Here is a 26959-nt window from a genome sequence, read left to right as displayed (position 1 = left end):
CCGGATCACATTTTTTTCATGTTCTTTCATTCTGTGCGGGGCTCGGGTCGGAGCCGGACAGGGCCCTGCCGGGTTTTCCTTGAAAATCATCGCCTAAAGTCATCCGACTGCGGCGCTGTTGCGTAGACAGCAGGAAAGACACCGAAAAGGACCAGCCCATGCCGTTCGAAAACAGCCCGCACGCGCCACGCCGCATCGCCGTCATCGGAGGCGGTATCTCCGGTCTCGGCGCGGCGTACATGCTGGCGGAGAACGCGCATGTCACCCTGTTCGAGGCCGAGCCGCGCCTTGGCGGCCATGCCCGCACCCGTATGGCCGGTCGCAACGGCGATCAACCGGTCGACACCGGCTTCATCGTGTTCAACTACGCGAACTATCCCCTGCTGACGCGCCTCTTCGAGGAGCTGGACGTGCCGGTGACCCCTTCGGACATGAGCTTTTCCGCCTCGCTCGGCGGCGGGCGCATGGAGTACGGGTTGCGCGACCTGAAGGCGATCTTCGCGCAGAAGCGCAACCTCGGGAACCCGAAGTTCTGGGGGATGCTGCGCGACGTCATGCGGTTCAACGCCCGTGCGGTGGACGTGGCCCGCGACCGCAGCCTGTCGCTGCGCCAGTTCCTTGACGTGCTGGGCACCGGGGCGTGGTTCCGCGACTACTACCTGCTGCCCCTTTCGGGCGCGATCTGGTCGACGCCGACCGAGAAGATCATGGATTTCCCCGCCCACGCGCTGGTCACCTTCTTCCAGAACCACGCGCTGCTCAGCGCCACCGGACAGCACCAGTGGTGGACGGTTCAGGGCGGTTCGGTGGAATACGTGCGGCGGCTTACCGCCGCGCTTGTGGGGCGCGGCGCGACACTCAGGCCGGACACACCGGTGCAGGCGGTGCGGCGTGCGGGCGGCGAAGTCCGGATCAAGGTGGCGGGCGCCGACTGGGAAACGTTCGACGAGGTGGTGATGGCCACCCATGGCGACACCTCCCTGCGGTTGCTGGACGATCCGAGTGTCGAGGAGCGCGCGGCGCTGTCGAAGGTCGCCTACCAGCCGAACCGCGTGGTCCTGCACGCCGACGTGTCCCTGATGCCGAAGCGCCGCGCCGCGTGGTCTTCGTGGAACTACACGGAGGCCGCCGACAAGACCGTCGAGACCATCGACCTGACCTACTGGATGAATTGCCTGCAGCCGATCCCGAAGGACGACCCGATGTTCGTCACGCTCAACAGCACGCGGCCCATCCGCGACGAGCTGATCTACGACGAGGTCATCCTGCGGCACCCGGTCTACGACGAAGGCATGCTTGAGGCGCAGGCCCAGGTGGCCCGCTTCAACGGCGCGCAGAACACATGGTTCTGCGGGGCCTGGATGCGCAACGGCTTCCATGAGGACGGGCTGGCCAGCGCCGCCGACGTGGTCGAGGCGATCCACGCGGGCAACAGGCTCGGGGCCGTGGCATGACAGTCGATCTGGTTCAGGCGCATACATGGCATGGCCGGAAGGGCGCGGTCGAAAACGCTTTCCGCTACTCCGTCGATTACGTGCTGTTCGACGCAGAGGCCGAGCTGAAGGGCCCCGCGCTCTTTTCCCGCAACCGGGTCAATCTGGCGTCCGTGCAGGACAAGGACCATGGCGGCCCGCCGAAGGACGGGCGCGGTGCGCCCTGGGCGCGCGAAGTGCTGGACCGCTACGGCATCGCCGCGCAGGGGCCGCTGATGCTGCTGACCCAGCCGCGCATCCTGGGGCATGTGTTCAACCCGGTGTCCTTCTGGCTTGCCTATGACGGCGCGGCGCTGAAGGCGGTGATCGCAGAGGTCAGCAACACCTTCGGCGACCGGCATTCCTACCTGTGCCACAAGCCCGACGGCGCCCCCATCGGGCCGGGCGACGAACTGGTGGCAGAGAAGGTCTTTCACGTCTCGCCCTTCCAGCCGATTGCCGGAGGATACACCTTCCGCTTCGACATCACGGCAGAGCGGGTGGGCATCTGGATCGACCTCGACCATGAACGCGGCGGTCTGATCGCCACGCTCGTCGGTCCGCGCAGGCCGCTCACCAGCGGGCATCTCCTGTGGACCCTGCTGCGCCGTCCGTTCGGGTCGCGCCGGGTTCTGGCGCTGATCTTCTGGCAGGCACTGAAGCTGCGGCTCAAAGGTGCCCGCTACCGCAATCGCCCCGAACCGCCGGAGGCCGAGGTCACCGGGCGGCACAACGACAGGGAGGCCGCGTGATGGCTGCCGTCTGGCTCCTTACCGGCGCGGGTGTCGCGCTGGCGCTTGTCTGGCTGCGTGACCGGCTGGCGGGTTTTCCGGCGCAGCGCCCCGCCGACTACGCCGATGCTCCGGGCGAATCGATCGACATCCGCCGCCACCTGAACGGCGCACTGGAGGCGGAGGGCGTGATCTACGGACCGACGGGCCGGGTCACGTCACGCTTCAAGGGCGATTTCGTCGCCACGTGGGAGGGCAACACCTGTGTTCTGCACGAACGCTACCTCTATGCCTCCGGCGTCGAGGAAGAACGCGCCTGGCACCTGACACTCGGCAACGACGGGCGTATCCGTGCCACGGCAGCGGACGTGGTGGGAGAGGGCAGCGGTCAGCAGAGCGGCCCGTCCGTCCAGATGCGCTACCGGCTTCGGCTGCCCGAGGACAAGGGCGGCATCGTGCTGAACGCCACCGACTGGATGTACCTCACGCCCGACGGCACCATCGTGAACCGTTCGCAGTTTCGGAAGTTGGGCCTGAAGGTTGCGGAACTCGTGGCGGTCATGCGCCGCAAGGAGGTTGTGTGAGAGACTGGAACGGCAAACGCTACTGGATCGTGGGCGCAAGCGAAGGGCTGGGCGCCGCGCTGGCCCGCAAGCTGAGCGAGGCCGGCGCCGAGCTGATCCTCTCGGCCCGCTCGGAGGACAAGCTGCGCGCGCTGGCCGACAAGCTGCCCGGCAAGGCCGAGGTGGTGCCGGTGGATGTCACCGACGCCGCCGCGCTGGAAGAGGCCGCGCAGAAGATCGGCACGTTCGACGGGGTTGTGCAGCTTGCGGCGGTCTACTGGCCCTTCGGCGGCAAGGAATGGGAGGCAGAGCACGCCAACCTCATGGCCGACGTCAACTTCGGCGGCGCCATGCGTCTTGTGGGCGTGGTGGTGCCGCGCTTCGTGGCGCGCGGGTCGGGGCATATCGTCCTGACCGGGTCGCTCTCGGGGTATCGTGGCCTGCCGGGGGCCGCGGCCTATGTCTCCACCAAGTCGGGCGTCATGGCGCTGGCGGAATCGCTCTATGCCGACCTCAAGGGCACCGGCGTCGACGTGCAGCTTGTGAACCCGGGCTACATCCGCACGCAGCTCACCGACAAGAACGACTTCAAGATGCCCTTCATCATGGAGCCGGAAGAGGCGGCGGACATCGTTTTCAGGCACATGAGCGGCAACAGCTTCCAGCGCGCGTTTCCCCGCATGTTCAGCCTGTTGTTCCGCGGCAGCCAGCTATTGCCGGATTGGCTGTACTTCCGCCTGTTTGCTTAAGATCAAGGTGGCGTACTCCTTTTCGGTGCACGGTCCACCCGGACAAGACAATGAAGGAAGACCGCCTTGGACCAGATCAGCACAAGACAGGTGGCGGCCGTGATTCTCATGGCGCGCGAAATCGAACGGGGCGAGGGCGAGCTGCGCGGCCTGATCGACCGGATGGACGAAGAGGAAGCCGCCGCGCTGACCGCGATCATGTGGATCGGGCGCGGGTCCTTCGATGCGGAGGAATACGACGAGGCCTACCGCACCGCGCTGGCAGAGGCGACGGCCCCCACGTCGGACTACCTGATAGGCACGCCGCACTTGGCCGACAACCTTGAGGCGGGGCTGGACGCGCTGGGATACAGCGTCACCGAGGAAGAGGACGACCTGCTGCGGCGCGGGTCCTGACCCGGCAACCCGCCTTCATCTGAGCGCCCGCCCCTTGAGGATCGCCTCGTTGCCGAAACGGGCGCGGATCTCGTCGGCGGCCCGCTCGGCCTTCGCCCGCACCCCGGCCTGCGGGTCGAGCAGATCGCCCGCACGATCCGCCTGCGCCTCGGGGACGAGGTCCGACAGGCCCACGCCGATCAGCCGCCACGGCCCCGGCTCCTTCACCTGGTCGAACAGGGCGCGCGACGCCCGGTAGAGCCGGTCAGCCATCTGCGTCGCATCCGGCAAGGTCATCCGCCGGGTCAGGATGCTGAAATTCGTGCGCCTCAGCTTCAGCGTGACCGTCCGGCCCGCCATGCCCTTCGCCTTTGCCCGGTCGGTGGTCTTTTCCGACAGCCGCCACAGATGCCCGTCGAGGATGTCCGCATCGGCGGTGTCCTCGTTGAAGGTCGTCTCGTTCGAGATCGACTTCACCGGGGAATTGCGGTTGACCCGCCGGTGATCCTCCCCTCGCGCCAGATGCCACAGCCGGGTGCCCATCGACCCGAACCGCGCCTCAAGGTCGCGGCGCTCCCAGCGAAGCAGGTCTTCGAACGTGCGGATGCCCGCCCGGTCGAGGCTCTCCTGCCCGGCCTGACCCACACCCCACAACATGCGCACCGGTTTCGGCCTGAGGAACGCCTGAGTCTCCGCCTTGCCGATCACCGCGAAGCCGCGCGGCTTGTCGAGGTCGGAGGCGATCTTGGCCAGGAACTTGTTGTGCGACAGCCCGATGGAGCCGGTCACCCCCAGTTCCGCCTGCATCCGCTTGACCAGCCGGGCCAGCATGACGGCGGGCGGCGCGCCGTGCAGCCGGCTGGTGCCGGACAGGTCCATGAAGGCCTCGTCCAGCGACAGCGGCTCGATGGCGGGGGTCAGCTCCTCCATCATGGCGCGGATCTGGCGCGACACGCCAACATAGACCTCCATCCGGGGCTTGATGATGACGGCGTCGGGGCACAGTTGCAGCGCCTTGAACATCGGCATGGCCGACCGCACCCCACGGATGCGCGCCACGTAACAGGCGGTCGACACCACCCCGCGCCGCCCGCCGCCGATGATCACCGGCTTGTCGGCCAGCTCCGGGTTGTCGCGCTTTTCGACCGAGGCATAGAAGGCGTCGCAGTCCATGTGGGCGATGCTCAGGTCGGCCAGCTCCGGATGCGCGATCACGCGCGGCCGCTCGCAGGCGGGGCAGCGCGGTCCGCTGTCAAAGAGGGTCAGGCAGTCGCGGCACAGCGCGGGCATGGTCGGGTTATCCTTGCCGGGTCACCGGATAATCTGGCGCAAATCTCCGGTCATGCTTACATAAGTCCAAGATTATTTCCGAGAAAGGTCCTTCGATGCCCATTGAGTCGCTGATCGCCGAATTCCTCGGCGGGAACATCGTTTTCCTGCTTCTGGCGGTCTTCATCCTGCTTTGCATCTTCCTTGGTGTGCGGATCGTGCCGCAGTCCGAAAAGCACGTGGTCGAACGCTTTGGCCGGCTGCGCGCGGTTCTGGGGCCGGGGATCAACTTCATCATCCCGTTCCTCGACAAGGTCCGGCACAAGATCTCGATCCTCGAACGCCAGTTGCCCACCGCGTCGCAGGACGCGATCACCATGGACAACGTGCTGGTCGAGGTGGAAACCTCCGTCTTCTACCGCATTCTTGAGCCGGAAAAGACAGTCTACCGGATCCGTGACGTGGACGCGGCCATAGCCACCACCGTGGCGGGCATCGTCCGCGCCGAGATCGGCAAGATGGAACTGGACGAAGTGCAGTCGAACCGCTCGCGCCTGATTTCCGAGATCAAGATGCTGGTCGAGGACGCGGTCGACAACTGGGGGATCGAGGTGACGCGCGCTGAAATCCTCGACGTGAACCTCGACCAGGCGACTCGCGATGCGATGCTCCAGCAGCTCAACGCGGAACGCGCCCGTCGCGCACAGGTGACAGAGGCGGAGGGCAAGCGCCGCGCGGTCGAACTGGCCGCCGACGCCCAGCTTTACGCCGCCAAGCAGGAGGCCGAGGCACGCCGGATCACCGCCGATGCGGAGGCCTACGCCAACGAGGTCGTCGCCAAGGTCATCCGCGAAAACGGCGTCGAGGCCGCGCAATACGAGGTCGCGCTGAAACAGGTCGACGCCCTGCGCCGCATCGCCGAGAAGGGCGGCACGCAGACCGTCGTCCTGCCGTCGAGCGCGATCGAGGCCTTCGGAGATGCATTCAAGCTATTCAAGGGAGGCAAGTCGTGAGCTGGGACACCTGGTGGCTCTGGATCGCGGGCGGGATCGTCCTTTTGATCGTCGAGGTGCTGGCGCCCGGCTTCATCGCCCTCGGGCTGGCGGTCGGGGCCTTCGTGGTCGGGCTGCTGCTTCTGGTGACGGGGCTAGGCTCCCTGCCGGTGACGCTGCTGATCTGGGCCGTCGCCTCACTGGTGGCGTGGCTGGTGATCCGCAAACTCGTCGGCGAGCGGAAGGGCCAGGTGAAGATCTGGACAACGGACATCAATGAATAGCCGCCGCTTCGTCGGCGCCAAGGTGATGCTGTTCGCCGGCGACGAATTGCTGGTCCTGCGCCGCGACTTCGCGCCGGGCCTGTCGTGGCCGGGGATGCTGGATTTCCCCGGCGGTCTGGCGGAAGGCGGCGAAGACCCCATAGCCTGCGTCCTGCGAGAGACGCGTGAGGAGCTGGGGCTGGCGCTGGACCCCGGCCTGCTCCGCTGGGTGCACCTGCGCGAGGTCGACGGGCGGCAAAGCTGGTTCTTCGCGGCGCATGGCCCGGCAAGTCTGGTGGATGAGGTCCGCTTTGGCGGCGAAGGGCTGGAGTGGGCGGCCATCGCACCGATGGATTTCGTCAATGCTCCGGATGCTGTCTGGCCCTTCCGCGGCATCCTCGCCAACTATCTGCACTCGGGTCAAAAAAAACCGGGACGTGTCTGAAACTGACACGTCCCGGAAGTTTGTCCGGGTCTCAGGGGACAGTAGAGATCCCGGAAGGCAGGCCCATACAGGCGCATGGGCTTCAGGCAGATCGTGCCACGCAGTGCCATGACGGGAAGGCCATGACGGGCAGGCGCGGCGAAAATGGGTCTCCCGCTTGGGGAGAAAAAGCCGGGGGCCGCGAAAGGCAGCGTGCGGCGCCCCGGCAGTCAGACCGCGCCCCGAGGGACAGAAGGGGGTCGGTCAGGCAGGCTCATACAGGCGTATGAGCGGCAGGCAGAAGGTGTCGTGCCGGATACCATCGACAGCACGACGAAAACTCTCAGGCGGCGTGTGGCATGTGCGACGCCACGGCGGTGCGCGGCGGAACGATCGGCGTGCGCAGTTCGCGCGATTTCAGCGCGGCGCGGTCGCCCAACGCCATCAGCGCGGTGTTCAGCAACCCACGCGAGGCGGCCTCGAAATCGGTGGTCATCGGCGCGGAGAACGTGCTGGCCACGCGCACCCGTCCACCGGGCGTGTGAAGGGTCACAAGAGCCTCGAAGCACTGTTCGGCGGCGTTGTAACGGACGTCGTGAATTCGGGGTGTCATATCGCTCATAACCTCAACCCTTTTTTGTGACGGACCTCATTTTTGGCCCCGGTATACACATAACGTAAGAACTTGTGGATAAGTTTCATCACAGAGTCAGGTAAGGAATTTCCCTGTGACTCCAATGTGCAAGCGGAATACAGCGCAGCTCTAGGCGCCTTTTCGCCCATAGTTGTCCTTGCGGCAAGCGTTGCATCACGACCACGTGTCAAATTATTTCGAACGTTGCCCACGTTTGCCTCCGCCAGATCGGCATTTCTGCACTTCCAACAGGTAAAAAACGCAAAGCCCGCCGACACGGTTCCAAAATCGACCAGATATAGCGATAGAGCCGCCTGAATCCTGCTGGATTTAGACGGCTCACATGTTTCAGGGCGTGATTGAAACGTTCAGGTGTTCGCGCGCTGCGCCTGAGGGGAGCGCAGCTCTGCCACGATGTCCTCTGCCGCCTGTCTGGGCGATGCGGCGCGATGCACGGGGCGTCCGACGACGATGTGGTCCGCGCCATCGCGAATCGCCTGCGCCGGCGTGGCGATGCGTTTCTGGTCGCCGACGTCGGCACCGAAGGGGCGCACACCGGGGGTCACGATCAGGCGCCCGTCGGCCTCCGGCAGGGCGCGGATCTGCGCCGCCTCGTTCGGCGAACAGATCACCCCGTCCGCTCCGGCCTCGAAGGCGCGTCCCGCCCGCTCGGTCACGAGGTCGGGGATCATGCCATCCTTGATGAGCGCCGAGTCGAGGTCGTCGCGGTCCAGCGATGTCAGAACGGTCACGGCGAGGATCTTCAGGTCGGACCCGGCAGCGCCCTGCTTTGCGGCGCGGACCACGTAGGGGTCGCCGTGCACGGTGAGGAAGTCGAGGTCGAACTGCGCGATGCCCCGCACCGCCGCTTCGATGGTGGCGCCGATGTCGAACAGCTTCATGTCGAGGAAGATGCGCTTGCCGTGTTCGGCCTTCAGTTCGTTCGCCAGCGCCAGCCCGCCGCCGGTCAGCATACCCAGCCCGATCTTGTAGAAGGACACCGTGTCCCCCAGCTTTTGCACGAGGTCGATGCCCTCCAGCACGTTCGGGACGTCCAGCGCCACGATCAGCCGGTCATCGGCGGCATTTGAGGCATTCTGTTCGGTGGCGCGGGCAAGGGTCATGGCTGGGCTCCTGATGTTTTTCTCATGTGACCGCCCGGACGTGTCGCGTCAAGCGCGGGGGACCTGTCACGCAGTGGTCGGGCCGTGGCGCGCGCACCATCTGTCCCGGTTGCCGGAACCTGTCCGGGCGGGTGGAGGACCTGACTGAGCCGGGCCCGCCAGTCGCGTTGCATTTTTGCAACGAATGTCTTGAAGGGGAGCGCAAACAGGCCCATTTATCATGCGAGGCCCAAGAGGCCGGGCGCTGCCTTGTGCAGGCGCGGTCGCATAGGGGTGCTTGTGCAAAGGAGAGTAAGATGAACTTGGACAAGTTCACGGAACGTGCGCGCGGTTTCGTTCAGGCCGCGCAGACCATCGCGATGCGGGAGAGCCACCAGAAGCTGGCCCCGGAGCACCTGCTCAAGGCGCTGATGGACGATGAGCAGGGACTGGCAACCAACCTGATCGCAGCCTCCGGCGGAGAGCCGAAGCGCGTGGTGCAGGTGCTGGACACCAAGCTGGCGAAGATCCCGAAAGTGTCCGGCGACGCCGGGCAGGTGTACCTCGATTCCGCCACCGGCAAGGTGCTGGACGAGGCCGAGAAGATCGCCAAGAAGGCCGGCGACAGCTTTGTCCCGGTAGAGCGGATGCTCATGGCGCTGGCCATGGTGAAATCCCCCGCGAAAGAGGCGCTGGAAGCCGGCAAGGTCTCGCCGCAGGGTCTGAACGAGGCCATCAACGACGTGCGCAAGGGGCGCACGGCGGACAGCGCCAATGCCGAAGACAGCTATGAGGCGCTGAAGAAGTACACGCTGGACCTGACCGACCGCGCCCGCGAGGGCAAGATCGACCCGATCATCGGCCGTGACGAGGAAATCCGCCGTACCATGCAGGTGCTGTCCCGCCGGACCAAGAACAACCCGGTGCTCATCGGTGAGCCGGGCGTCGGCAAGACCGCGATCGCGGAGGGCCTCGCCCTGCGGATCGTCAACGGCGACGTGCCCGAAAGCCTGAAGAACAAGCGTCTTCTGGCGCTCGACATGGGCGCGCTGATTGCCGGTGCGAAGTACCGGGGCGAGTTCGAGGAGCGTCTGAAGTCGATCCTGTCGGAGGTCACCTCGGCCGCCGGTGAGATCGTGCTGTTCATCGACGAGATGCACACGCTGGTCGGCGCAGGCAAGGCGGATGGCGCGATGGATGCGTCCAACCTGCTGAAACCGGCGCTCGCCCGCGGTGAGCTGCACTGCGTCGGCGCAACCACGCTGGACGAATACCGCAAGCACGTCGAGAAGGACGCGGCACTGGCACGGCGCTTCCAGCCGGTCATGGTCGAGGAGCCGACGGTGGACGACACCATCTCGATCCTGCGCGGTATCAAGGAGAAGTACGAACTGCACCACGGCGTGCGGATCGCCGACTCCGCGCTGGTGGCGGCGGCGCAGTTGTCGCATCGCTACATCACCGACCGTTTCCTGCCGGACAAGGCCATCGACCTGATGGACGAGGCCGCCAGCCGTCTCCGGATGGAGGTGGATTCGAAGCCGGAGGAACTCGACGCGCTCGACCGCGACATCCTGCAGAAGCAGATCGAGGTCGAAGCCCTGCGGTCCGAGGACGATCAGGCCTCCAAGGACCGGCTGGAGAAGCTGGAGAAGGACCTCGCCGACCTGCAGGAGCAGAGCGCGGAGATGACCGCGCGCTGGCAGGCGGAGCGTGACAAGCTGGCCTCGGCCAACGACGTGAAGGAGCAACTGGACCGCGCCCGTGCCGAGCTGGAGCAGGTGAAACGGCAGGGCAACCTCGCCCGCGCCGGGGAACTGTCCTACGGCATCATCCCGGGGCTGGAGAAGCAGCTGGCCGAGGCCGAGGCGTCCGACGACGTCATGGTCGAGGAAGCGGTGCGCCCGGATCAGATCGCCTCTGTCGTGGAGCGCTGGACCGGTATTCCCGCCGGCAAGATGCTGGAAGGCGAACGCGAAAAGCTGCTGGGCATGGAAGAGAACCTGCATCGTCGGGTTGTCGGCCAGAACCAGGCGGTGACGGCGGTGGCGAATGCCGTGCGCCGGGCCCGTGCGGGCCTCAACGACGAGAACCGCCCGCTGGGCAGCTTCCTGTTCCTCGGCCCCACCGGCGTCGGTAAGACCGAGCTGACGAAAGCCGTGGCGGAATTCCTGTTCGACGACGACTCCGCGATGGTCCGCATCGACATGTCGGAGTTCATGGAGAAGCATGCGGTCGCGCGCCTGATCGGCGCGCCTCCGGGCTACGTGGGCTACGACGAGGGCGGTGTCCTGACCGAAGCCGTGCGGCGGCGTCCGTATCAGGTCGTGCTGTTCGACGAGGTCGAGAAGGCGCACCCGGACGTGTTCAACGTGCTGTTGCAGGTCCTCGATGACGGTATGCTGACCGACGGTCAGGGCCGCACCGTGGACTTCAAGCAGACGCTGATCGTGCTGACGTCGAACCTTGGGTCCCAGGCGCTCAGCCAGTTGCCGGAAGGCGCTGACGGCGGTCAGGCCAAGCGCGACGTGATGGACGCGGTCCGCGCCCACTTCCGGCCGGAGTTCCTGAACCGTCTCGACGAGACGATCATCTTCGACCGGCTGAAGCGCGAGGACATGGGCGGCATCGTGGAGATCCAGCTCCGCCGTCTGCTGAAGCGGCTCGCGGCCCGCAAGATCCGGCTGGAGCTGGACGACGCGGCGAAGGCGTGGCTGGCGGACGAGGGCTACGACCCGGTGTTCGGTGCGCGTCCGCTGAAGCGGGTGATCCAGCGCGCGCTGCAGGACCCGCTGGCCGAGATGCTGCTGTCCGGCGACGTGAACGACGGCGACGTGGTTCCGGTCTCTGCCGGGGCAGAAGGCCTCCTGATCGGCGACCGCGTCGGCGCCACCAACCGGCCCAAGCCGGACGATGCCGTGGTGCACTGATCCTGACGCCGGAAGGCAAAGAGAAAGGCGGGGGAAGCCCCGCCTTTTTTCATGCCACGTACACCCGCAAGCCGGGAAACCGCGCGAAGCCAATGACCGCTTCAGAGCCCTTCCACGACATGCGTGCGCACCGCTCCCCGGTTGATCTTGCTACGCAACCGCACTGCCGGTCACGCTTCTTGCCCGAAAGGCCCCCGCAAGCAGTGCGATGCCAGCGAAACATGTCACAGCCGGTCCTGCGCCCGGACCTGCCATCAGAAACCCGAAGAGAGGCGCACCGGCGGTCTGGCCCACGGCGATGGTCAGGAACCCGATCATGAGCCCGGTCGCGGGACGGTCCGGCAGGGCGTGGGTTCCCCAGACGAGGTAGACCCCCGTCAGCATCACATACGCCGCACCGAAGAGAGCGCCTCCGATCAAAACGAGTGAGGGTGTGGCGACGCCCGATCCGACTGCAAAGATGCTCGCGGCCATCAGCCCCAGGAAAGACCAGTGAACGGGGTCGAGACCGAACCGGTCGACAAGCTTGCCGGCCCAGGCGCCAGCAATGCCGCCAGCGCCGATACAGGTCCAGAGAAGCCCGGTTCCCGTCGGCCCCCATCCGAGTTGCTGCGACACGAGCTGGCCTCCGAAGGACCACAGGGCGGTGCTCGCCGCGCCCATCAGGAACGATGCGGAGATCAGGCGCAGAACCGGGCCAGTCATCGGAGGAAGACCGCCAGCGCCCTCGCCACCCCGAGAGGCCGGAAGGGAGGCCGCGGCCGCAACCGTCAGCACAACCGCGACGGCGGCGAACGCGCCAAAGGCCAGCCGCCATTGCCCGGCGATGGCCAGGGCGATCGGCCCCGACAGGGCCACCCCCGCGCTCACGCCCGCATTGATCACCGTGTTCGTGAGGTTCTGGCGGCTCTTCTGCACCGTGGCCGCCACGGCTGCGGCCATGGGCGGAGAGGCGAGGCCCGTGCTCGATCCCGCCACCACCACGGCGATGGCAAGGATCAGTGGCGATGGCGCAAGCGCGATCCCGGCCATACCGACGGCGGCGACGATGGCAGCGCCGACAGCGACCGCGCGCGCGCCGATCCGTTCGGTCAGCACGGCAGAAGCGACAATGGCGATGCAATAGCCAGCGAAGGAGCCACCGGAAATGATCCCGCTGAGCGAGGGGCCGAGGCTCAGATCGCCGTCGATCTGCGGCAGGAACAGGCCAAAGGCGAAGCGGGCGAAGCCATAGCAGACCGCGATCAGGCCGAAGCCTGTCGCACCGATGCGAAGCGCGGGACTCATGATCGGGCCCTCTCGATCAGGATGGCGGCCGCCGCCCGCGCGGCGGACACGGCATCTGCGCCCCGGTAGACCGCTGCGTGGGTCGCCCCTTCGAGGAGAACCAGCACCTGCTCGGCGAGCACCGGATCTTCGCGTCCGAGGTCTGTCGCGACAACCTCTTCGATCCGTCGATGAAACGCCGTCTTGTGCAGCGCGACTACCTCCGCGATCTCGGGCGTGTCGCCGCCGGTTTCGGCACGCGACCGCAGGAACAGGCACCCTCGCGTGCCCTCGACCCGCACCCAGTCCTCAAGCGCCGCGAACAGCGCATCGACGGTCCGCACATCGAGCCGGGCCATGAACCGCCGGTCCCGCTCGGTCAGCACCCGTGCCATGAGCTGCGCCTTGCTGCCCGCATGCTTGTAGAGCGTCCGGCTCGACATTCCCGCAGCCTCAGTCAGCCGGTCCATGCCGGTGGCCATGTAGCCGTGCCGGTCAAAGAGACGCTCGGCGGCGGCGGTGAGCTTGGTCGTCATATCCATGGCTAGCCTCCTTCAGGGTCCATGGGTCCCAATGTAAAACGAACGTTTTACATTGCAAGACGAAAGGCACCAAGGTTGGCTTCGTCCGGCCAAGCTGGCATCCGCGATCAGCAGTCGTAGCGTTCATTTCGGGCAATGCTGTCGGCACGGCGTTGTGGCCAGAGGCCAGCCATCCGTGCGGGACGCCAGTTGCCGAAAAAGGTTGGGGACCTCCGCTGTATGCGCTCTCCGCCGTTTGGGGGGCAGAGTTCAGCGCAGGGGCAGGCCGATGCCGGCGCAGGCCGCCGGATCGCCGCCGCAGCAGTCCTCCAGCAGGAAGGTGACCAGCCCGTTCACCGCCGAGAAGTTCGGGGCATAAAGCACCTCGCGGTGCTGACGTGTCGCCGTCACCAGACCGGCGCGCTTGAGCACCGACAGATGGCCCGACAGGGTCGAGGGCTTGAGGTCCAGCAGGCGCCCGACTTCCATCGCGGGGGTGCCGTCCGGCCCGCGTTTCACCAGCAGACGGAACACCGACAGCCGCACGTCGTGCGCCAGCGCGGTGAAAGCGTCCGTTGCCTTGGCCTGATCCATGTTTCGTGAATACGCGAAATGACGAATCTTGACAAGATCGGCGGGCGGGGGCTACACCGCCCTCAATTCGGGATTCCGCGAAATGACACCATCATGACAGCCCGCAGACGGGGCCGGAGGGAACGATGAGCGACGCAGCCGCCCCGCAACCCATGGGCCCATTCGAACGCCTGCTGACCCTCTGGGTGGCGCTCGCCATGTTCGGCGGCATCGCCGTCGGCGTGGTGGCGCCGGGCTTGGTTCAGGCCATCGCCGGGGCCGAGGTCGCCTCGATCAATCTGGTGGTCGCGGTGCTGATCTGGGCCATGGTCTACCCGATGATGGTCGGCGTCGACTTCGGCGCCGTGGCGGGCGTGGCAAGGCAGCCAAGGGGCCTGATGGTAACGCTCACCGTCAACTGGCTAATCAAGCCCTTCACCATGGCGTTTCTGGCCGTGCTGTTCTTCGACCACATCTTCGCGCCGTGGATCGCGCCCGAAGATGCCTCCCAGTACATCGCTGGGCTGATCCTGCTGTGCGCGGCGCCCTGCACGGCCATGGTTTTCGTCTGGTCGCAGCTCACACGCGGGGATGCGACCTACACGCTGGTGCAGGTGTCGGTGAACGACCTGATCATGGTGGTGGCCTTCGCGCCCATCGTGGCGTTGCTTTTGGGCGTGACGGAGATCGCCGTGCCCTGGAACACGCTGGTTCTGGCGACGGTGCTTTACGTCGTGCTGCCCCTGATCGCCGGGCTGATCACCCGCCGGATGCTGGGATCCGATGCCGCGATCGACGCCTTCTCTGCTCGGGTCAAGCCGCTCTCGATGATCGGTCTCGTGGCCACGGTCGCGATCCTCTTCGGCCTGCAGGGCGAGGTCATCCTGAACCGTCCCGTTGTCATCGCACTGATCGCCGTACCCATCCTGATCCAGAGCTACGGCATCTTCGCGCTGGCCTACGGCGCGGCCTTCCTGCTGAAGGTGCCGCACCGCATCGCCGCACCCTGCGCGATGATCGGCACGTCGAACTTCTTCGAACTGGCGGTGGCCGTGGCGATCTCGCTCTTCGGGCTGAACTCCGGTGCGGCGCTGGCCACTGTGGTCGGCGTGCTGGTCGAGGTGCCGGTGATGCTGTCGCTTGTCGCCTTCGCGAACCGTACGAGGGCGCGCTTTCCCGGCATGGCGTGACGGCGCAGGCTCACAGCACCCGGAACACCTTGTCGCGTGAGGTCTCTCCCCGGACCAGCTCCAGCCGCGACTTCGGCACGCCAAGGGCTTTTGCCAGCAGCTTGACGACCGCCGCCGTCGCCTTGCCACCCTCCGGCACGGTGGTCACATAGACCCGGAGCGCGTCGTCGGTCCGCTCCACCGCGTTGCGCGAGGCCTTGGGCGTGACACGTACCGCGAGGGTCGCGCCGGGCACGGCGAGGTCGGAGAGATCGGGCGGTTTCATGGGGTGGCGCTAGCATCCTGACGACAATCCCGCAACTTTCCCGGTTGAATCCCGGGCGCTCAGGGCTTTCATACCACCCGACAAGACAAGGAGAGGCCGCATGCCCACCCCGAACCCGGAAGCGATGGACTTCCTTCTCACCCGCCGTTCTCGTCCCTCCAAGACGCTGACCGCCCCCGTCCCGGACCGCGCGACGCTGGAAACGCTGCTGACCGCCGCCGCCCGCTCGCCGGATCACGGCAAGCTGGAGCCGTGGCGCTTCATCGTGCTGTCGGGCGACGCGCTGCACCGGATGGCGGGCGAGGTGGCGGCCACGGGCGCGCGCCTCGGCAAGGACGAACCCACCATCGCCAAGGCGCGCGCGGCCTTCGACGACAGCCCGCTCTGCGTCGCGGTGATCGAGGTGCAGAAACCGTCCGAGAAGATCCCGGCCATCGAACAGACCTATTCCGCCGGGGCCGTCTGCCTCGCGCTGCTGAACGCGGCGCTGGCCAGCGGCTGGGGCGCGAACTGGCTGTCGGGCTGGGCGAGCCACGACGCGGACTTCCGCCGCGATGCCCTGGGACTGGCAGAGAACGAGACCATCGCGGGCTTTGTCCACATCGGCACGGAAACCGCGACGCCGCCGGACCGGCCGCGCCCCGACCTCGGCGCCATCACCACCTGGGTGGACGCATGATCTTCGACGCCTTCTTCAAGGCGTTGGGCCAGATGGGCGATCCGCGCTTCCGCTCCGTGCTGCTGCGCGGGGTGGGGATCACCGTCGCGGTGCTGTTCGCCTTCGCCGCGCTGATGGTCTGGGGCGCGGGCTGGCTGGTGGGCGACAGCCTGACCCTGCCGTGGATCGGCACGATCACCTGGATCGACAACGTGCTGAGCTGGGCCATGGTGCCGGTGACGATGGTGGCCTCGGTCTTCCTGATGGTGCCGGTGGCCTCGGCCGTCACCGGCCTTTTTCTCGAAGAGGTCGCGCAGGCGGTGGAGGACGTGCACTACCCCGACGCCGGCCGCGCCACGTCTGTGCCGTTCTCCGAAGCGGCGCTGGACGGGCTGGGTTTCCTGGGCACCATGGTGCTGGCGAACGGGGTGGCGCTGGTGCTCTACCTGCTGTTCGCCCCCCTCGCGCCGTTCATCTTCTGGGGGCTCAACGGCTTCCTGCTGGGGCGGGAATACTTCATCCTCGCCGCCATGCGCCGCGTCGGCCGGGTGGAGGCGAAGCGGCTCTGGCGGAGGCACCTGGTGACGATCTGGGCCGGGGGCGTGCTGATGGCCATGCCGCTGTCCGTGCCGTTGGTGAACCTGCTGATCCCGGTGCTGGGCGCGGCGACGTTCACCCACATCTTCCACGGCCTGAACCGGACCTGAACCGGGTCTCAACCGGGCCTAGGGCGGCGCATAGCCCCGCCCTACTGCTGCCGGTCCTGAAACGGCACGGCGGTGCATGATTCGATGCGGGCACGGGGCGGCGCCTCCCCTGTCGGACGTGGCGCGGCGCAATCCTTCCCGCGCGGCGCCCTGTAGGGCGGGGCTATGCGCCGCCTTACTGTTGCGCGTCCAGCGGCGCCATGCGGTTGAACATCCAGCCGTCGATATCCCGCACGGTGATCGCGCCAGAGAGGATCACCGTCGCGATCGCCGCCCAAAGCACCAGCGAAATCACCGTGGTGATCAGCGCCTTCTTCTTCAGGTTATGGACTTCGGGGCTGCCCGCGTGGGTGCCCTCCACCACGTGCCCCACATCGCCCTGCGTCTTCAGCCGCACCGGGATCACGCAGAGGAACGTCATGAACCAGATGACGGCGAACAGCACCAGTCCGGAAGTGATACCCATCAGACCTGCTCCAGTTCCACGAGGCAGCCGTTGAAGTCCTTCGGATGCAGGAACAGCACCGGCTTGCCATGGGCGCCGATCTTCGGCTCGCCCGACCCCAGCACCCGCGCGCCTGTCGCCTTAAGGTGGTCGCGCGCGGCAAGGATGTCGTCGACCTCGTAGCAGACGTGGTGAATGCCGCCGGAGGGGTTCTTGTCGAGGAACCCCTTGATCGGGCTGTCCTCGCCCAGCGGGTACAGAAGTTCGATCTTGGTGTTCGGCAGTTCGATGAACACCACCGTGACCCCGTGGTCGGGTTCGTCCTGCGGCGCGCCGACCTTGGCGCCAAGCGCGCTGCGGTATTGTTCAGAGGCCGCCTCCAGATCGGGGACGGCAATGGCGACATGGTTGAGACGACCGATCATTCCTGAACTCCTGTCTTGGGTTGCCGTCTTATGCCTGCGCGGACCCACGCAAGACAAGCGGCGGCACGCGGACCGCGACAACAGGCGCCACCCCGCAGGCGCCGGTAGGGGCGCAGGCCCGCACAGCCCGCGAAACCTTGCTTAACCGCTTATTCACCAGCCGGACGGCATCATGATCGGCGACTCGGAACCCGGAGGGACAAATGGACCGCAACGATCACCTCGCCGCGCACATGCGGCCCACAGCCGCCCGGCCCCTGCTGGGGCTCACCATCCTCGTGGTCGAGGACAGCCGCTTTGCCTGCGATGCCATGCGGCTCCTGTGCCTGCGCTCCGGCGCCCGCATCCGCCGCGCCGACTGCCTGAAGTCCGCGCGCCGGCACCTGCAGGTCTACCGTCCCAGCGTGGTCATCATCGACCTCGGCCTGCCCGACGGATCGGGGGCCGAGCTGATCTCGGAACTTTCCATCGCCTGCCCGCGGGTGGATGTGCTGCTCGGGACCTCCGGCGACAGCTTTGCGGAGGAGGTGGCGCTTGCTGCCGGGGCCGACGGCTTCCTGTCGAAACCCATCGCCTCCGTCACGGCGTTCCAGACCGCCGTCCTGTCCGCCCTGCCGCCCGAACGGCAGCCGACCGGGCCGCGCCCGGTGATCGACGACCCGATCCTGCCCGACCCGCTGGCCTACCGCGACGACATGGCCCATGCCGCCGACGTGCTGGACGACCGCGACGACGAACGCTCCCTGCGCTATGTCACGCAGTTCCTGACCGGCGTGGCGCGCAGTGCCGGGGATCGCGCGCTGCAAAGCGCGGCAGAGGATCTGGCCGATGCCCGCCGATCCGGGCGGCCGATGCAATCCAGCCTCGCCCGCGTGACCGCGCTTGTGCAGGACCGGCTGACCGACCGGCTGGCGATGTAGGCCCACAGGCGTTCCCCCGACGACCTGACAAGCTGAAAAGCCCCCGGGGCGGTGCGCATGCCGCGCCCGGGGAAACCCGTTTGCCCCACGTCCGAACCGGACCTGCCGTCACGACCGCGCATCCGCTTGCGCGGACGGGCGGTCCGCCGTGCTTCCTGCCCAGCGCGCGAATTCGCCTGCGTGTCCGGAACCCGGCGCGGGGTTGTGCGTTCTCAACGCGAAAACGCGCGAATGAGCCGCGGCACAAAAGAGTGACAACAGTTAGGGGAGCGAAATGACCGACATCTACACCGCCATCAAGTCCGACCACGACAGGCACCGGGCGTTGCTGGAGACGATCTCCGACACGTCAGGCGCGTCGGACACGCGCAAGGCGGCATGGGACGAATTCTACCACGACGTGAAAGCGCACGCGGCGGCGGAAGAAGAGACGTTCTACTCCAAGCTGATCTCCAAGACCTGGGGTCAGGACGCGGCACGGCACTCCGTCCACGAGCACCAGCAGCTTGACGACCTGATGGAAGAGCTCAACGAGACGGACATGTCCTCCTCTGGCTGGCTGACCAGGTTCAAGACCCTCCGGCACGACTACGAACACCACGTCGATGAGGAAGAAGACGAAGTTTTCTCGCGTGCAAAAGAGGTTATCGACGATTCGGAGATCAAGGGATACGGCGAGCGCTTCCTTCGTCGGAAGCAGGAAGAGGCCGGTCTGATCGACGAGAAACGGGAAGATTCCCTCGAAGACTGAGCGAAACCTATACGTTTGGGGTGCGGGATATACAAAAGTTAATAAACCGTAGATTCTGCACCCTTTTGCCGCAATCGCGCCACATTTGCCTTACAATCTCTAATTGTAAATACAACCGCAGACGGAGTTAGAGGATGGCAACTCAAGTCGCGCTTTTGGTTTCTGGGGCAATTCTGGCGCTGATGCTGCCGCTCTTCACCCTGAAGTGCTTTATCAAGAGAACCCTTGCGCAGAAGCATGGCATGGAAGCCGCGGAATGCTGCAACGACAAGATGCGCTTCGCACTCGTGACCACCGCGACTCTGGCCATTGTTCTGGCCGTCCTGATGCTCGACCCGCAAATGCTGGCGCCGGGCAGCGGCCTGCGCTGACGAACTGACGGGACGTGCAACGGGGGTTGGCACGGATCGGACGCAAGGCCGTCACGGAAGACCACACAGACTATACAGACATCCCGGCGACTGGCGGAAGGTCAGTCCCGGGGCACCACTCACGAACGACACGCGGCCTCACGCTTGGTGTGACGCCGCAGGTGCCACAGGTCCGGGGGCGGACCAAGGGCACCTGAAAAACGACATGCAGCGGAGTTCGGATCGGACGCGTCTGTGGCATCTGCCGCGAACGCCGTCGGACCGACAAGCCACGGGGACTGCGGCCAGATGTGCTTCAACTGGGTGGGCAGGTCGCAGTCCCCAATTATACAGCCGGGGCCCTCAGCGTTTTGCTGGCGGCCGGGTCTGGGGAACCACCGGCACTACTCTCTCACTCTCTCTCCATAAAAGACGAAAGGGTGCCCTTGCGGGGGCACCCTTTCTTCGTTCTCGAACCCGATTGCCGGAGGCCGGGATTACTCGCGCGGCATGATCCGCAGGCCCAACTCCATAAGCTGGTCGCTGGAGGGATCGGACGGCGCGTTCATCATCAGGTCCTCGGCACGCTGGTTCATCGGGAACATGATGACCTCGCGGATGTTCGACGTGCCGGCCAGCAGCATCACGATCCGGTCGATGCCCGCCGCGCAGCCACCGTGCGGCGGTGCGCCGTAGTGGAAGGCGTTGAACAGGGCGCCGAAGCGCGCCTTGACCTCGTCTGCGCCGTAGCCCGCCAGTTCGAACGCCTTCAGCATCACCTCCGGCTTGTGGTTCCGGATCGCACCGGACACCAGCTCGTAACCGTTGCAGGCAAGGTCGTACTGATAGCCCTTCACCGCCATGGGATCGCCTTGCAGCGCCTCCATCCCGCCCTGCGGCATGGAGAACGGGTTGTGCTCGAAGTCGATCTCGCCGGTTTCCTCGTCCTTCTCGTAGATCGGGAAGTCCACGATCCACGCAAAGGCAAAGCGGTTCTCGTCGATCAGCTTCAGGTCCTGACCCAGCACATCCCGCGCGCGGCCTGCAACCTTCTGGAAAGACGCCGGTTTGCCGCCCAGGAAGAACGCCGCGTCGCCGACGCCAAGGCCCAGTTGCTGGCGGATCGCCTCGGTCCGCTCGGGCCCGATGTTCTTGGCCAGCGGACCGGCGGCTTCCATGCCGTCGCCCTGATCACGCCAGAAGATGTAGCCCATCCCCGGCAGGCCCTCTTTCTGGGCCCAGGCGTTCATCCGGTCGCAGAACTTGCGCGAGCCGCCCGTGGGGGCGGGGATGGCGCGGATCTCGGTGCCGTCCTGCTCCAGCAGCTTGGCGAAGATCGCGAAGCCCGAGCCGCGGAAATGCTCGGACACGTCCTGCATCTCGATCGGGTTGCGCAGGTCGGGCTTGTCGGTGCCGTACTTCAGCGCCGCTTCCTTGTAGGGGATCTGCGGCCAGGTCTCGGGCGCGTCCACCGACTTGCCGCCGCCGAACTCCTCGAAGACGCCTGCGATCACCGGCGAAATCGTGTCGAAGACGTCCTGCTGCTCCACAAAGGACATCTCCAGGTCGAGCTGGTAGAAGTCGGTGGGCGAGCGGTCGGCGCGCGGGTCTTCGTCGCGGAAACAGGGCGCGATCTGGAAATACTTGTCGAAGCCCGACACCATGATGAGCTGCTTGAACTGCTGCGGCGCCTGCGGCAGCGCGTAGAACTTGCCCGGGTGCAGGCGCGACGGCACGAGGAAGTCGCGCGCGCCCTCGGGCGAGGACGCGGTGATGATCGGTGTCTGGTACTCGCGGAAACCCTTGTCCCACATGCGGCGGCGCATCGACGCCACAACGTCCGAGCGCAGCGTCATGTTGCGCTGCATGTTCTCGCGGCGCAGGTCGAGGTAGCGGTACTTCAGGCGCGTCTCTTCGGGGTATTCCTGTTCGCCGAAGACCATCAGCGGCAGTTCCTGCGCCTGGCCCAGCACTTCGAGCTCGCGGACGAAAACCTCGATCTCGCCGGTGGGCAGCTTCGGGTTCACCAGTTCCGGGTCGCGCGCCTTCACGTTGCCGTCGATGCGGATGCACCATTCGGAACGCACCTTCTCCACGTCCTTGAAGGCCGGGCTGTCCGGGTCGCACAGCACCTGCGTGGTGCCGAAGTGGTCGCGCAGGTCGATGAACAGGATACCGCCGTGGTCGCGGATGCGATGCACCCAGCCCGACAGGCGCACGGTCTCGCCCACGTTATCCTTGGTCAGATCGGCGCAGGTGTGGCTGCGGTAGGCGTGCATGACGGCTCCCCTCAAAAAGCGGCTAGATCAGGCGCCGATACACCGTTCCAGCCCCGGGAAGTCAAGAGCGGCGCAAAAAACGCTGGACCGAAGGGAACCATTAACGAAGGTGAACGTTTGGGAAAGCAGTCTTCTGGCAAACGTATGGGGGTATACGATGTGGTGGACCGTACTCGACCGAATGCTGAAACGGATGATCCTCAGGGGCAGGCTTCGCGTCACCGGACCGGATGACCAGACCGGCACCTACGGACAGGGCAGCCCCGAGATCCTCGTCCACATTACGTCAGACGAGTCGATCAGGCGGCTTGTCGCGCAACCGGCGCTGGCGCTGGGAGAGTGCTACATGGACGGCACGCTCCGCATCGACGGGGACGACCTGACCGGCTTCATGACGCTTCTGCTGGAAAACGAAAGCTACAACCGGATGCCGGGGTGGTACATGGGCGCGCTGAAGGCCCGGACCGCGCTGCGCGGCGTCATCCAGCGCAACAACCCGCTCAAGTCGAAGCGGAACGTGGCGCATCACTACGACATCTCCGACGATCTCTACGCGCTCTTCCTCGACCGAGACATGCAGTATTCCTGCGCCTACTGGCCGCGGCCCGACATGACCCTGGACGAGGCGCAGGACGCCAAGAAGGCGCATATCGCCGCGAAGCTGAGGATCGAGCCGGGGATGCGCGTGCTGGACATCGGCTGCGGCTGGGGTGGGCTGGGGCTGACGCTGGCGCGCGACCACGGCGCCCGGGTGACCGGTGTGACCCTGTCGGAGAACCAGCTTGCCACCGCGCAGGCCCGCGCCCGTGCCGAAGGGCTGGAGGACGTGACCGATTTCCGCCTGCTGGACTACCGCAAGCTGGACGAGACCTTCGACCGGGTGGTGTCGGTGGGGATGCTGGAACACGTGGGCGCGCCGCATTTCGACGAGTATTTCGCCAAGGTCGCGGACCTGATGGGCGCGGACGGCATCGCGCTGATCCATTCCATCGTGAAATCCGGGCCGCCGCGCGCCAACAACCCCTGGATCGACCGCTATATCTTCCCGGGCAGCTATGCGCCCTCCGCCTCCGAAGTTTATGGCGCGATCGAGAAGGCCTGGCTCTTCCAGTCCGACGACGAGGCGCTGCGCCTGCATTACGCGAAGACGCTTCACGCCTGGCGCGAGCGGCTCGATGCGCAGGCCGACCGGATCGAGGCGATGTTCGATACGCGGTTCGTGCGCATGTTCCGTTTCTACCTGACCTCGATGGAGGTGTCCTTCCGCATCGGCACGCTGCACGTCCAGCAATGGCAATTGGCAAAGCGCATGGACGCGGTGCCGATCACCCGCGACTATCTTTATGTGCCCGAGGCGGAGGAGCACCGCCTGGCCGCGGAGTGAGCCCGACGCGGCGGTGCGCGGGCGGCGGGTGCGGGACGCCTCCGGCGGGGAGGTATTTATCGCCAAGATGAAGGAGGGGGCGCGTCGTGTGCCCCGTGCCCCTTTCGGGCTGTTTGGCGGCTTGGCTCTCATTGCGTCAGCTTGGGGGTTGAACCCGCGCGGCGCCTGTCTATAACCCGCCACAATTTGCGGGCCGGACAGGCGAGTCCATGCCCCGCTGAAACACGCCGCCAGACGAGGTCTTCCATGCCCAGACGTACCGATATCAAATCCATCATGATCATCGGCGCCGGACCCATCGTCATCGGACAGGCCTGCGAGTTCGACTACTCCGGCGCACAGGCCTGCAAGGCGTTGCGCGAAGAGGGATACCGGGTGATCCTGGTGAACTCCAACCCGGCGACGATCATGACCGACCCGGGGCTGGCGGACGCCACCTACATCGAGCCGATCACGCCGGAGGTGGTGGCCAAGATCATCGAGAAGGAGCGGCCCGACGCGCTTCTGCCGACAATGGGCGGGCAGACCGGCCTGAACACCTCGCTCGCGCTCGAAGAGATGGGTGTGCTGAAGAAATACGGCGTCGAGATGATCGGTGCCAAGCGCGAGGCCATCGAGATGGCCGAGGACCGCAAGCTGTTCCGCGAGGCGATGGACCGCATCGGCCTGGAAAACCCCAAGGCCACCATCGTCACCGCGCCCAAGACCGCATCGGGCAAGTTCGATCTGGACGCGGGCGTCTCCAAGGCGCTGGAAACGCTGGATTACGTCGGTCTGCCGGCGATTATCCGTCCCGCCTATACGCTGGGCGGCACCGGCGGCGGCGTGGCCTACAACCGCGAGGATTACATCCACTACTGCCGTTCGGGCATGGATGCCTCTCCGGTGGGGCAGATCCTGGTGGACGAGTCGCTGCTGGGCTGGAAGGAGTTCGAGATGGAGGTCGTCCGCGACAAGGCGGACAACTGCATCATCGTCTGCTCCATCGAGAACGTCGACCCGATGGGGGTGCACACCGGCGACAGCATCACCGTGGCGCCGGCGCTGACGCTGACCGACAAGGAATACCAGATCATGCGCAACGGCTCCATCGCCGTGCTGCGCGAGATCGGGGTGGAGACCGGCGGGTCCAACGTGCAGTGGGCGATCAACCCCGAGAATGGCCGCATGGTGGTGATCGAGATGAACCCGCGCGTCTCGCGGTCCTCGGCGCTGGCGTCGAAGGCCACCGGTTTCCCCATCGCCAAGATCGCCGCAAAGCTGGCCGTGGGCTACACGCTGGACGAGCTGGACAACGACATCACCAAGGTCACGCCCGCCAGCTTCGAGCCGACCATCGACTATGTCGTCACCAAGATCCCGAAGTTCGCCTTCGAGAAGTTCCCCGGGTCCGAGCCGAAGCTGACCACCGCGATGAAGTCGGTGGGCGAGGCGATGGCCATCGGCCGCACGATCCACGAATCCATGCAGAAAGCGCTCGCTTCGATGGAAGCCGGGCTGACCGGCTTCAACGAGGTCGACATTCCAGGCCTGAAGGAAGGCCATTGGGAATCGGTCGGCAGCGAAGGCAAGGCGGCCGTCGTCAAGGCGCTGTCCGAGGCCACCCCTGACCGTCTGCGGACCATCGCGCAGGCCATGCGCCACGGCCTTTCGGATATCGAGATCCAGGGCGTCACCGCGTACGACCCGTGGTTCCTCGACCGTATCCGCGAGATCGTCGAGGCCGAGGAAGAGGTGCGCCGCGACGGTCTGCCGGTCACCGAGGACGGGCTGCGCCAGCTCAAGATGCTCGGCTTCACCGACGCCCGTCTGGCGGAGCTGACCGGCCGGACCGAGGGGCAGGTGCGCCGCGCCCGCCAGAACCTCGGCGTCAATGCCGTTTTCAAGCGCATCGACACCTGCGCCGCCGAATTCGAGGCGCAGACCCCCTACATGTATTCGACCTACGAAGAGCCGATGATGGGCGAGGTCGAATGCGAGGCGCGCCCCTCGGACCGCAAGAAGGTGGTCGTGCTGGGCGGCGGTCCGAACCGGATCGGGCAGGGGATCGAGTTCGACTACTGCTGCTGCCACGCCTGCTTTGCGCTGGCCGATGCGGGCTACGAGACGATCATGATCAACTGCAACCCGGAAACCGTGTCGACCGACTACGACACCTCCGACCGGTTGTACTTCGAACCGCTGACATTCGAGCACGTGATGGAAATCATGCGGGTCGAGCAGGAACGCGGCACGCTGCACGGCGTGATCGTCCAGTTCGGCGGTCAGACGCCCCTGAAGCTCGCCAACGCGCTGGAAGAGGCGGGCATCCCGATCCTCGGCACCACGCCCGACAGCATCGACCTGGCGGAAGACCGCGACCGGTTCCTGAACCTCGTCAACGAGCTGGGCCTGAAGCAGCCGAACAACGGCATCGCCTCCACCGACGAAGAGGCCTTTGCCATAGCAGCCAAGATCGGCTTCCCGCTGGTGATCCGCCCCTCCTACGTGCTGGGCGGCCGCGCGATGGAGATCGTCCGCGACATGGACGGGCTCAAGCGCTACATCCGCGACGCCGTGGTCGTTTCCGGCGACAGCCCCGTCCTGCTGGACAGCTACCTCTCCGGCGCGACCGAACTGGACGTCGACGCGCTGTGCGACGGGGAGAACGTGCACGTCGCGGGCATCATGCAGCACATCGAAGAGGCCGGCGTGCACTCCGGCGACAGTGCCTGCTCGCTGCCGCCCTACTCCCTGTCGAAGGACCTGATCGAAGAGGTCAAGCGCCAGACGGAGGCGCTGGCCCGCGCGCTCAACGTCGTCGGCCTGATGAACGTGCAGTTCGCGATCAAGAACGGCGAAATCTACCTGATCGAGGTGAACCCGCGCGCCTCCCGCACCGTGCCCTTCGTGGCCAAGGCGACGGACAGCGCGATTGCCTCCATCGCCGCGCGCCTGATGGCCGGAGAAAAGCTCTCGGCCTTCCCGCTGCGGCCGTCCTATGCCGCCGACATAGACTACGACACCGACGTGCCGATGGCCGATCCGATGACGCTGGCCGATCCGGACATGCCGTGGTTCTCGGTCAAGGAGGCGGTGCTGCCCTTCGCCCGCTTCCCCGGCGTGGACACCATCCTCGGGCCCGAGATGCGCTCGACCGGCGAGGTCATGGGCTGGGACAAGTCCTTCCCGCGCGCCTTCCTGAAGGCCCAGCTTGGCGCGGGCACGCACCTGCCGACCGAAGGCGCGGTCTTCCTGTCGATCAAGAACGACGACAAGACCCCGGAGATGGTCGAGGCGGCGCAGATCGTGTCCGACCTCGGCTTCCGCCTGATCGCCACCAGCGGCACGGCGGCCTTCCTGTCGGAGCACGGGCTGACCTGCGACACGGTGAAGAAGGTCTACGAGGGCCGGCCGAACATCGTCGACCTGATGAAGGACGGCGGCGTGCAATTGGTGCTGAACACCACCGAAGGCTCCGCCGCGGTCGAGGATTCCCGCGAAATCCGCTCCGTCGCCCTCTACGACAAGATCCCCTACTTCACCACCGCCGCCGGCGCCCACGCCGCAACGCTGGCCATGAAGGCCCGGGAAGAGGGCGAGTTGGTGGTGAAGTCGCTGCAGGGGTGACGGTGCAAACGCTTGGGGGCACCCGTCACCGGTGCCGCTGAGCATGCGGACGAGGGCGGTTTCACGTCGGTGATGGCGCGGAATTGGCCGGACGATTTGGGACTTTGGCCA

General features: G+C 66.1%; 27 protein-coding genes. 17 read left to right on the top strand and 10 right to left on the bottom strand.

Annotated features, from left to right (window positions below):
• The first annotated feature begins 158 nt into the window (after positions 1 to 158).
• The 5 genes from ABFK29_RS00520 to ABFK29_RS00500 all read left to right on the top strand — a co-directional run bounded on the left by ABFK29_RS00520 (position 159) and on the right by ABFK29_RS00500 (position 3911).
• The gene (locus ABFK29_RS00520; protein ID WP_005864176.1) at positions 159 to 1454 is read left to right on the top strand and encodes an NAD(P)/FAD-dependent oxidoreductase; all 1296 of its coding nucleotides are present in this window, start codon (positions 159 to 161) and stop codon (positions 1452 to 1454) included.
• Positions 1451 to 2224, top strand: a complete 774-nt coding sequence (locus ABFK29_RS00515) for a DUF1365 domain-containing protein (RefSeq protein WP_005864174.1) — start codon at positions 1451 to 1453, stop codon at positions 2222 to 2224. Before ABFK29_RS00520 ends, ABFK29_RS00515 begins: the two co-directional genes overlap by 4 nt.
• Positions 2224 to 2787, top strand: coding sequence for a DUF3833 family protein (locus ABFK29_RS00510; RefSeq protein WP_005864172.1), 564 nt, complete (start codon positions 2224 to 2226; stop codon positions 2785 to 2787). The genes ABFK29_RS00515 and ABFK29_RS00510 overlap by 1 nt, the downstream gene beginning before the upstream one ends.
• Positions 2784 to 3515: an SDR family NAD(P)-dependent oxidoreductase gene (locus ABFK29_RS00505; protein WP_005864170.1), complete on the top strand. Its 732-nt coding sequence runs from the start codon at positions 2784 to 2786 to the stop codon at positions 3513 to 3515. Before ABFK29_RS00510 ends, ABFK29_RS00505 begins: the two co-directional genes overlap by 4 nt.
• Before the next feature lie 66 nt (positions 3516 to 3581).
• Positions 3582 to 3911 carry a DUF3775 domain-containing protein gene (locus ABFK29_RS00500; protein WP_005864168.1) on the top strand — a complete coding sequence of 110 codons (330 nt, stop codon included), beginning with the start codon at positions 3582 to 3584 and terminating at the stop codon, positions 3909 to 3911.
• A gap of 15 nt (positions 3912 to 3926) precedes the next feature.
• On the opposite strand, the gene ABFK29_RS00495 is transcribed toward ABFK29_RS00500, so the two are convergent.
• Positions 3927 to 5180: a DNA polymerase IV gene (locus ABFK29_RS00495; protein ID WP_005864166.1), complete on the bottom strand. Its 1254-nt coding sequence runs from the start codon at positions 5178 to 5180 to the stop codon at positions 3927 to 3929.
• A 95-nt stretch (positions 5181 to 5275) separates the two neighbouring features.
• Between ABFK29_RS00495 and ABFK29_RS00490 the strand changes: the two genes are divergently transcribed.
• Genes ABFK29_RS00490 through ABFK29_RS00480 form a run of 3 tightly spaced genes read left to right on the top strand, consistent with a single transcriptional unit; the run spans position 5276 to position 6859 of the window.
• A complete protein-coding gene (locus ABFK29_RS00490) occupies positions 5276 to 6172 on the top strand; it encodes an SPFH domain-containing protein (RefSeq protein ID WP_005864164.1) in 897 nt (298 codons plus the stop codon).
• The gene (locus ABFK29_RS00485; RefSeq protein WP_005864162.1) at positions 6169 to 6435 is read left to right on the top strand and encodes an NfeD family protein; all 267 of its coding nucleotides are present in this window, start codon (positions 6169 to 6171) and stop codon (positions 6433 to 6435) included. The genes ABFK29_RS00490 and ABFK29_RS00485 overlap by 4 nt, the downstream gene beginning before the upstream one ends.
• A complete protein-coding gene (locus ABFK29_RS00480; protein WP_005864160.1) occupies positions 6428 to 6859 on the top strand; it encodes an NUDIX hydrolase in 432 nt (143 codons plus the stop codon). The genes ABFK29_RS00485 and ABFK29_RS00480 overlap by 8 nt, the downstream gene beginning before the upstream one ends.
• A gap of 322 nt (positions 6860 to 7181) precedes the next feature.
• Here the strand turns inward: ABFK29_RS00480 and ABFK29_RS00475 are convergent, their stop codons facing one another.
• Both ABFK29_RS00475 and pyrF read right to left on the bottom strand, forming a co-directional pair.
• On the bottom strand, positions 7182 to 7460 hold the full coding sequence (locus ABFK29_RS00475) for a hypothetical protein (RefSeq protein WP_005864158.1): 279 nt from the start codon (positions 7458 to 7460) through the stop codon (positions 7182 to 7184).
• A gap of 380 nt (positions 7461 to 7840) precedes the next feature.
• Entirely contained in the window at positions 7841 to 8596 is a 756-nt protein-coding gene (gene pyrF / locus ABFK29_RS00470; protein ID WP_005864156.1) for an orotidine-5'-phosphate decarboxylase, read from the bottom strand.
• A 296-nt stretch (positions 8597 to 8892) separates the two neighbouring features.
• Between pyrF and clpB the strand changes: the two genes are divergently transcribed.
• Entirely contained in the window at positions 8893 to 11505 is a 2613-nt protein-coding gene (gene clpB, locus ABFK29_RS00465; RefSeq protein ID WP_005864154.1) for an ATP-dependent chaperone ClpB, read from the top strand.
• A 150-nt stretch (positions 11506 to 11655) separates the two neighbouring features.
• Here the strand turns inward: clpB and ABFK29_RS00460 are convergent, their stop codons facing one another.
• From ABFK29_RS00460 to ABFK29_RS00450, 3 genes are all read right to left on the bottom strand, one after another.
• Complete coding sequence (locus ABFK29_RS00460) at positions 11656 to 12792, bottom strand: MFS transporter (RefSeq protein ID WP_005864152.1); 1137 nt, start codon at positions 12790 to 12792, stop codon at positions 11656 to 11658.
• The gene (locus ABFK29_RS00455) at positions 12789 to 13313 is read right to left on the bottom strand and encodes a TetR/AcrR family transcriptional regulator (RefSeq protein WP_005864150.1); all 525 of its coding nucleotides are present in this window, start codon (positions 13311 to 13313) and stop codon (positions 12789 to 12791) included. The genes ABFK29_RS00460 and ABFK29_RS00455 overlap by 4 nt, the downstream gene beginning before the upstream one ends.
• 249 nt (positions 13314 to 13562) lie before the next feature.
• A complete protein-coding gene (locus tag ABFK29_RS00450; protein ID WP_005864148.1) occupies positions 13563 to 13886 on the bottom strand; it encodes an ArsR/SmtB family transcription factor in 324 nt (107 codons plus the stop codon).
• A 125-nt stretch (positions 13887 to 14011) separates the two neighbouring features.
• On the opposite strand from ABFK29_RS00450, the gene arsB reads away from it, so the two are divergent.
• Positions 14012 to 15055: an ACR3 family arsenite efflux transporter gene (gene arsB, locus ABFK29_RS00445; protein ID WP_005864146.1), complete on the top strand. Its 1044-nt coding sequence runs from the start codon at positions 14012 to 14014 to the stop codon at positions 15053 to 15055.
• A gap of 10 nt (positions 15056 to 15065) precedes the next feature.
• Here arsB and ABFK29_RS00440 read toward each other — a convergent pair whose 3' ends face one another.
• On the bottom strand, positions 15066 to 15320 hold the full coding sequence (locus ABFK29_RS00440) for a DUF167 domain-containing protein (protein ID WP_005864145.1): 255 nt from the start codon (positions 15318 to 15320) through the stop codon (positions 15066 to 15068).
• A 100-nt stretch (positions 15321 to 15420) separates the two neighbouring features.
• Between ABFK29_RS00440 and ABFK29_RS00435 the strand changes: the two genes are divergently transcribed.
• The gene (locus ABFK29_RS00435; protein ID WP_005864143.1) at positions 15421 to 15999 is read left to right on the top strand and encodes a nitroreductase family protein; all 579 of its coding nucleotides are present in this window, start codon (positions 15421 to 15423) and stop codon (positions 15997 to 15999) included.
• Entirely contained in the window at positions 15996 to 16685 is a 690-nt protein-coding gene (locus tag ABFK29_RS00430) for an EI24 domain-containing protein (protein WP_005864141.1), read from the top strand. The genes ABFK29_RS00435 and ABFK29_RS00430 overlap by 4 nt, the downstream gene beginning before the upstream one ends.
• A gap of 175 nt (positions 16686 to 16860) precedes the next feature.
• On the opposite strand, the gene ABFK29_RS00425 is transcribed toward ABFK29_RS00430, so the two are convergent.
• Positions 16861 to 17151 carry a DUF1467 family protein gene (locus ABFK29_RS00425; RefSeq protein ID WP_347099883.1) on the bottom strand — a complete coding sequence of 97 codons (291 nt, stop codon included), beginning with the start codon at positions 17149 to 17151 and terminating at the stop codon, positions 16861 to 16863.
• Positions 17151 to 17555: a methylmalonyl-CoA epimerase gene (gene mce, locus ABFK29_RS00420; protein WP_005863629.1), complete on the bottom strand. Its 405-nt coding sequence runs from the start codon at positions 17553 to 17555 to the stop codon at positions 17151 to 17153. Before mce ends, ABFK29_RS00425 begins: the two co-directional genes overlap by 1 nt.
• A gap of 203 nt (positions 17556 to 17758) precedes the next feature.
• Here mce and ABFK29_RS00415 point away from each other — a divergent pair, with 203 nt between their 5' ends.
• The 3 genes from ABFK29_RS00415 to ABFK29_RS00405 all read left to right on the top strand — a co-directional run bounded on the left by ABFK29_RS00415 (position 17759) and on the right by ABFK29_RS00405 (position 19597).
• Positions 17759 to 18475, top strand: a complete 717-nt coding sequence (locus ABFK29_RS00415) for a response regulator (RefSeq protein WP_005863627.1) — start codon at positions 17759 to 17761, stop codon at positions 18473 to 18475.
• Positions 18476 to 18749: 274 nt separating this feature from the next.
• Complete coding sequence (locus tag ABFK29_RS00410; RefSeq protein ID WP_005863625.1) at positions 18750 to 19226, top strand: hemerythrin domain-containing protein; 477 nt, start codon at positions 18750 to 18752, stop codon at positions 19224 to 19226.
• Between the two features lie 134 nt (positions 19227 to 19360).
• A complete protein-coding gene (locus ABFK29_RS00405) occupies positions 19361 to 19597 on the top strand; it encodes a hypothetical protein (RefSeq protein WP_005863623.1) in 237 nt (78 codons plus the stop codon).
• A gap of 476 nt (positions 19598 to 20073) precedes the next feature.
• Here the strand turns inward: ABFK29_RS00405 and aspS are convergent, their stop codons facing one another.
• On the bottom strand, positions 20074 to 21855 hold the full coding sequence (gene aspS / locus ABFK29_RS00400; RefSeq protein ID WP_005863621.1) for an aspartate--tRNA ligase: 1782 nt from the start codon (positions 21853 to 21855) through the stop codon (positions 20074 to 20076).
• Between the two features lie 157 nt (positions 21856 to 22012).
• On the opposite strand from aspS, the gene ABFK29_RS00395 reads away from it, so the two are divergent.
• Together ABFK29_RS00395 and carB are read left to right on the top strand one after the other, a co-directional pair.
• Positions 22013 to 23239: an SAM-dependent methyltransferase gene (locus tag ABFK29_RS00395; RefSeq protein ID WP_040605168.1), complete on the top strand. Its 1227-nt coding sequence runs from the start codon at positions 22013 to 22015 to the stop codon at positions 23237 to 23239.
• 246 nt (positions 23240 to 23485) lie between these two features.
• Entirely contained in the window at positions 23486 to 26848 is a 3363-nt protein-coding gene (carB, locus tag ABFK29_RS00390; RefSeq protein WP_040605167.1) for a carbamoyl-phosphate synthase large subunit, read from the top strand.
• Positions 26849 to 26959 lie beyond the last annotated feature (111 nt).

The sequence above is a fragment of the Sagittula stellata E-37 genome (assembly GCF_039724765.1).
GTDB classification, from domain to species: domain Bacteria; phylum Pseudomonadota; class Alphaproteobacteria; order Rhodobacterales; family Rhodobacteraceae; genus Sagittula; species Sagittula stellata.
The sequence above is the reverse complement of the archived record's forward strand: the minus strand, read 5'-3'. Positions and strand labels throughout refer to the sequence as shown.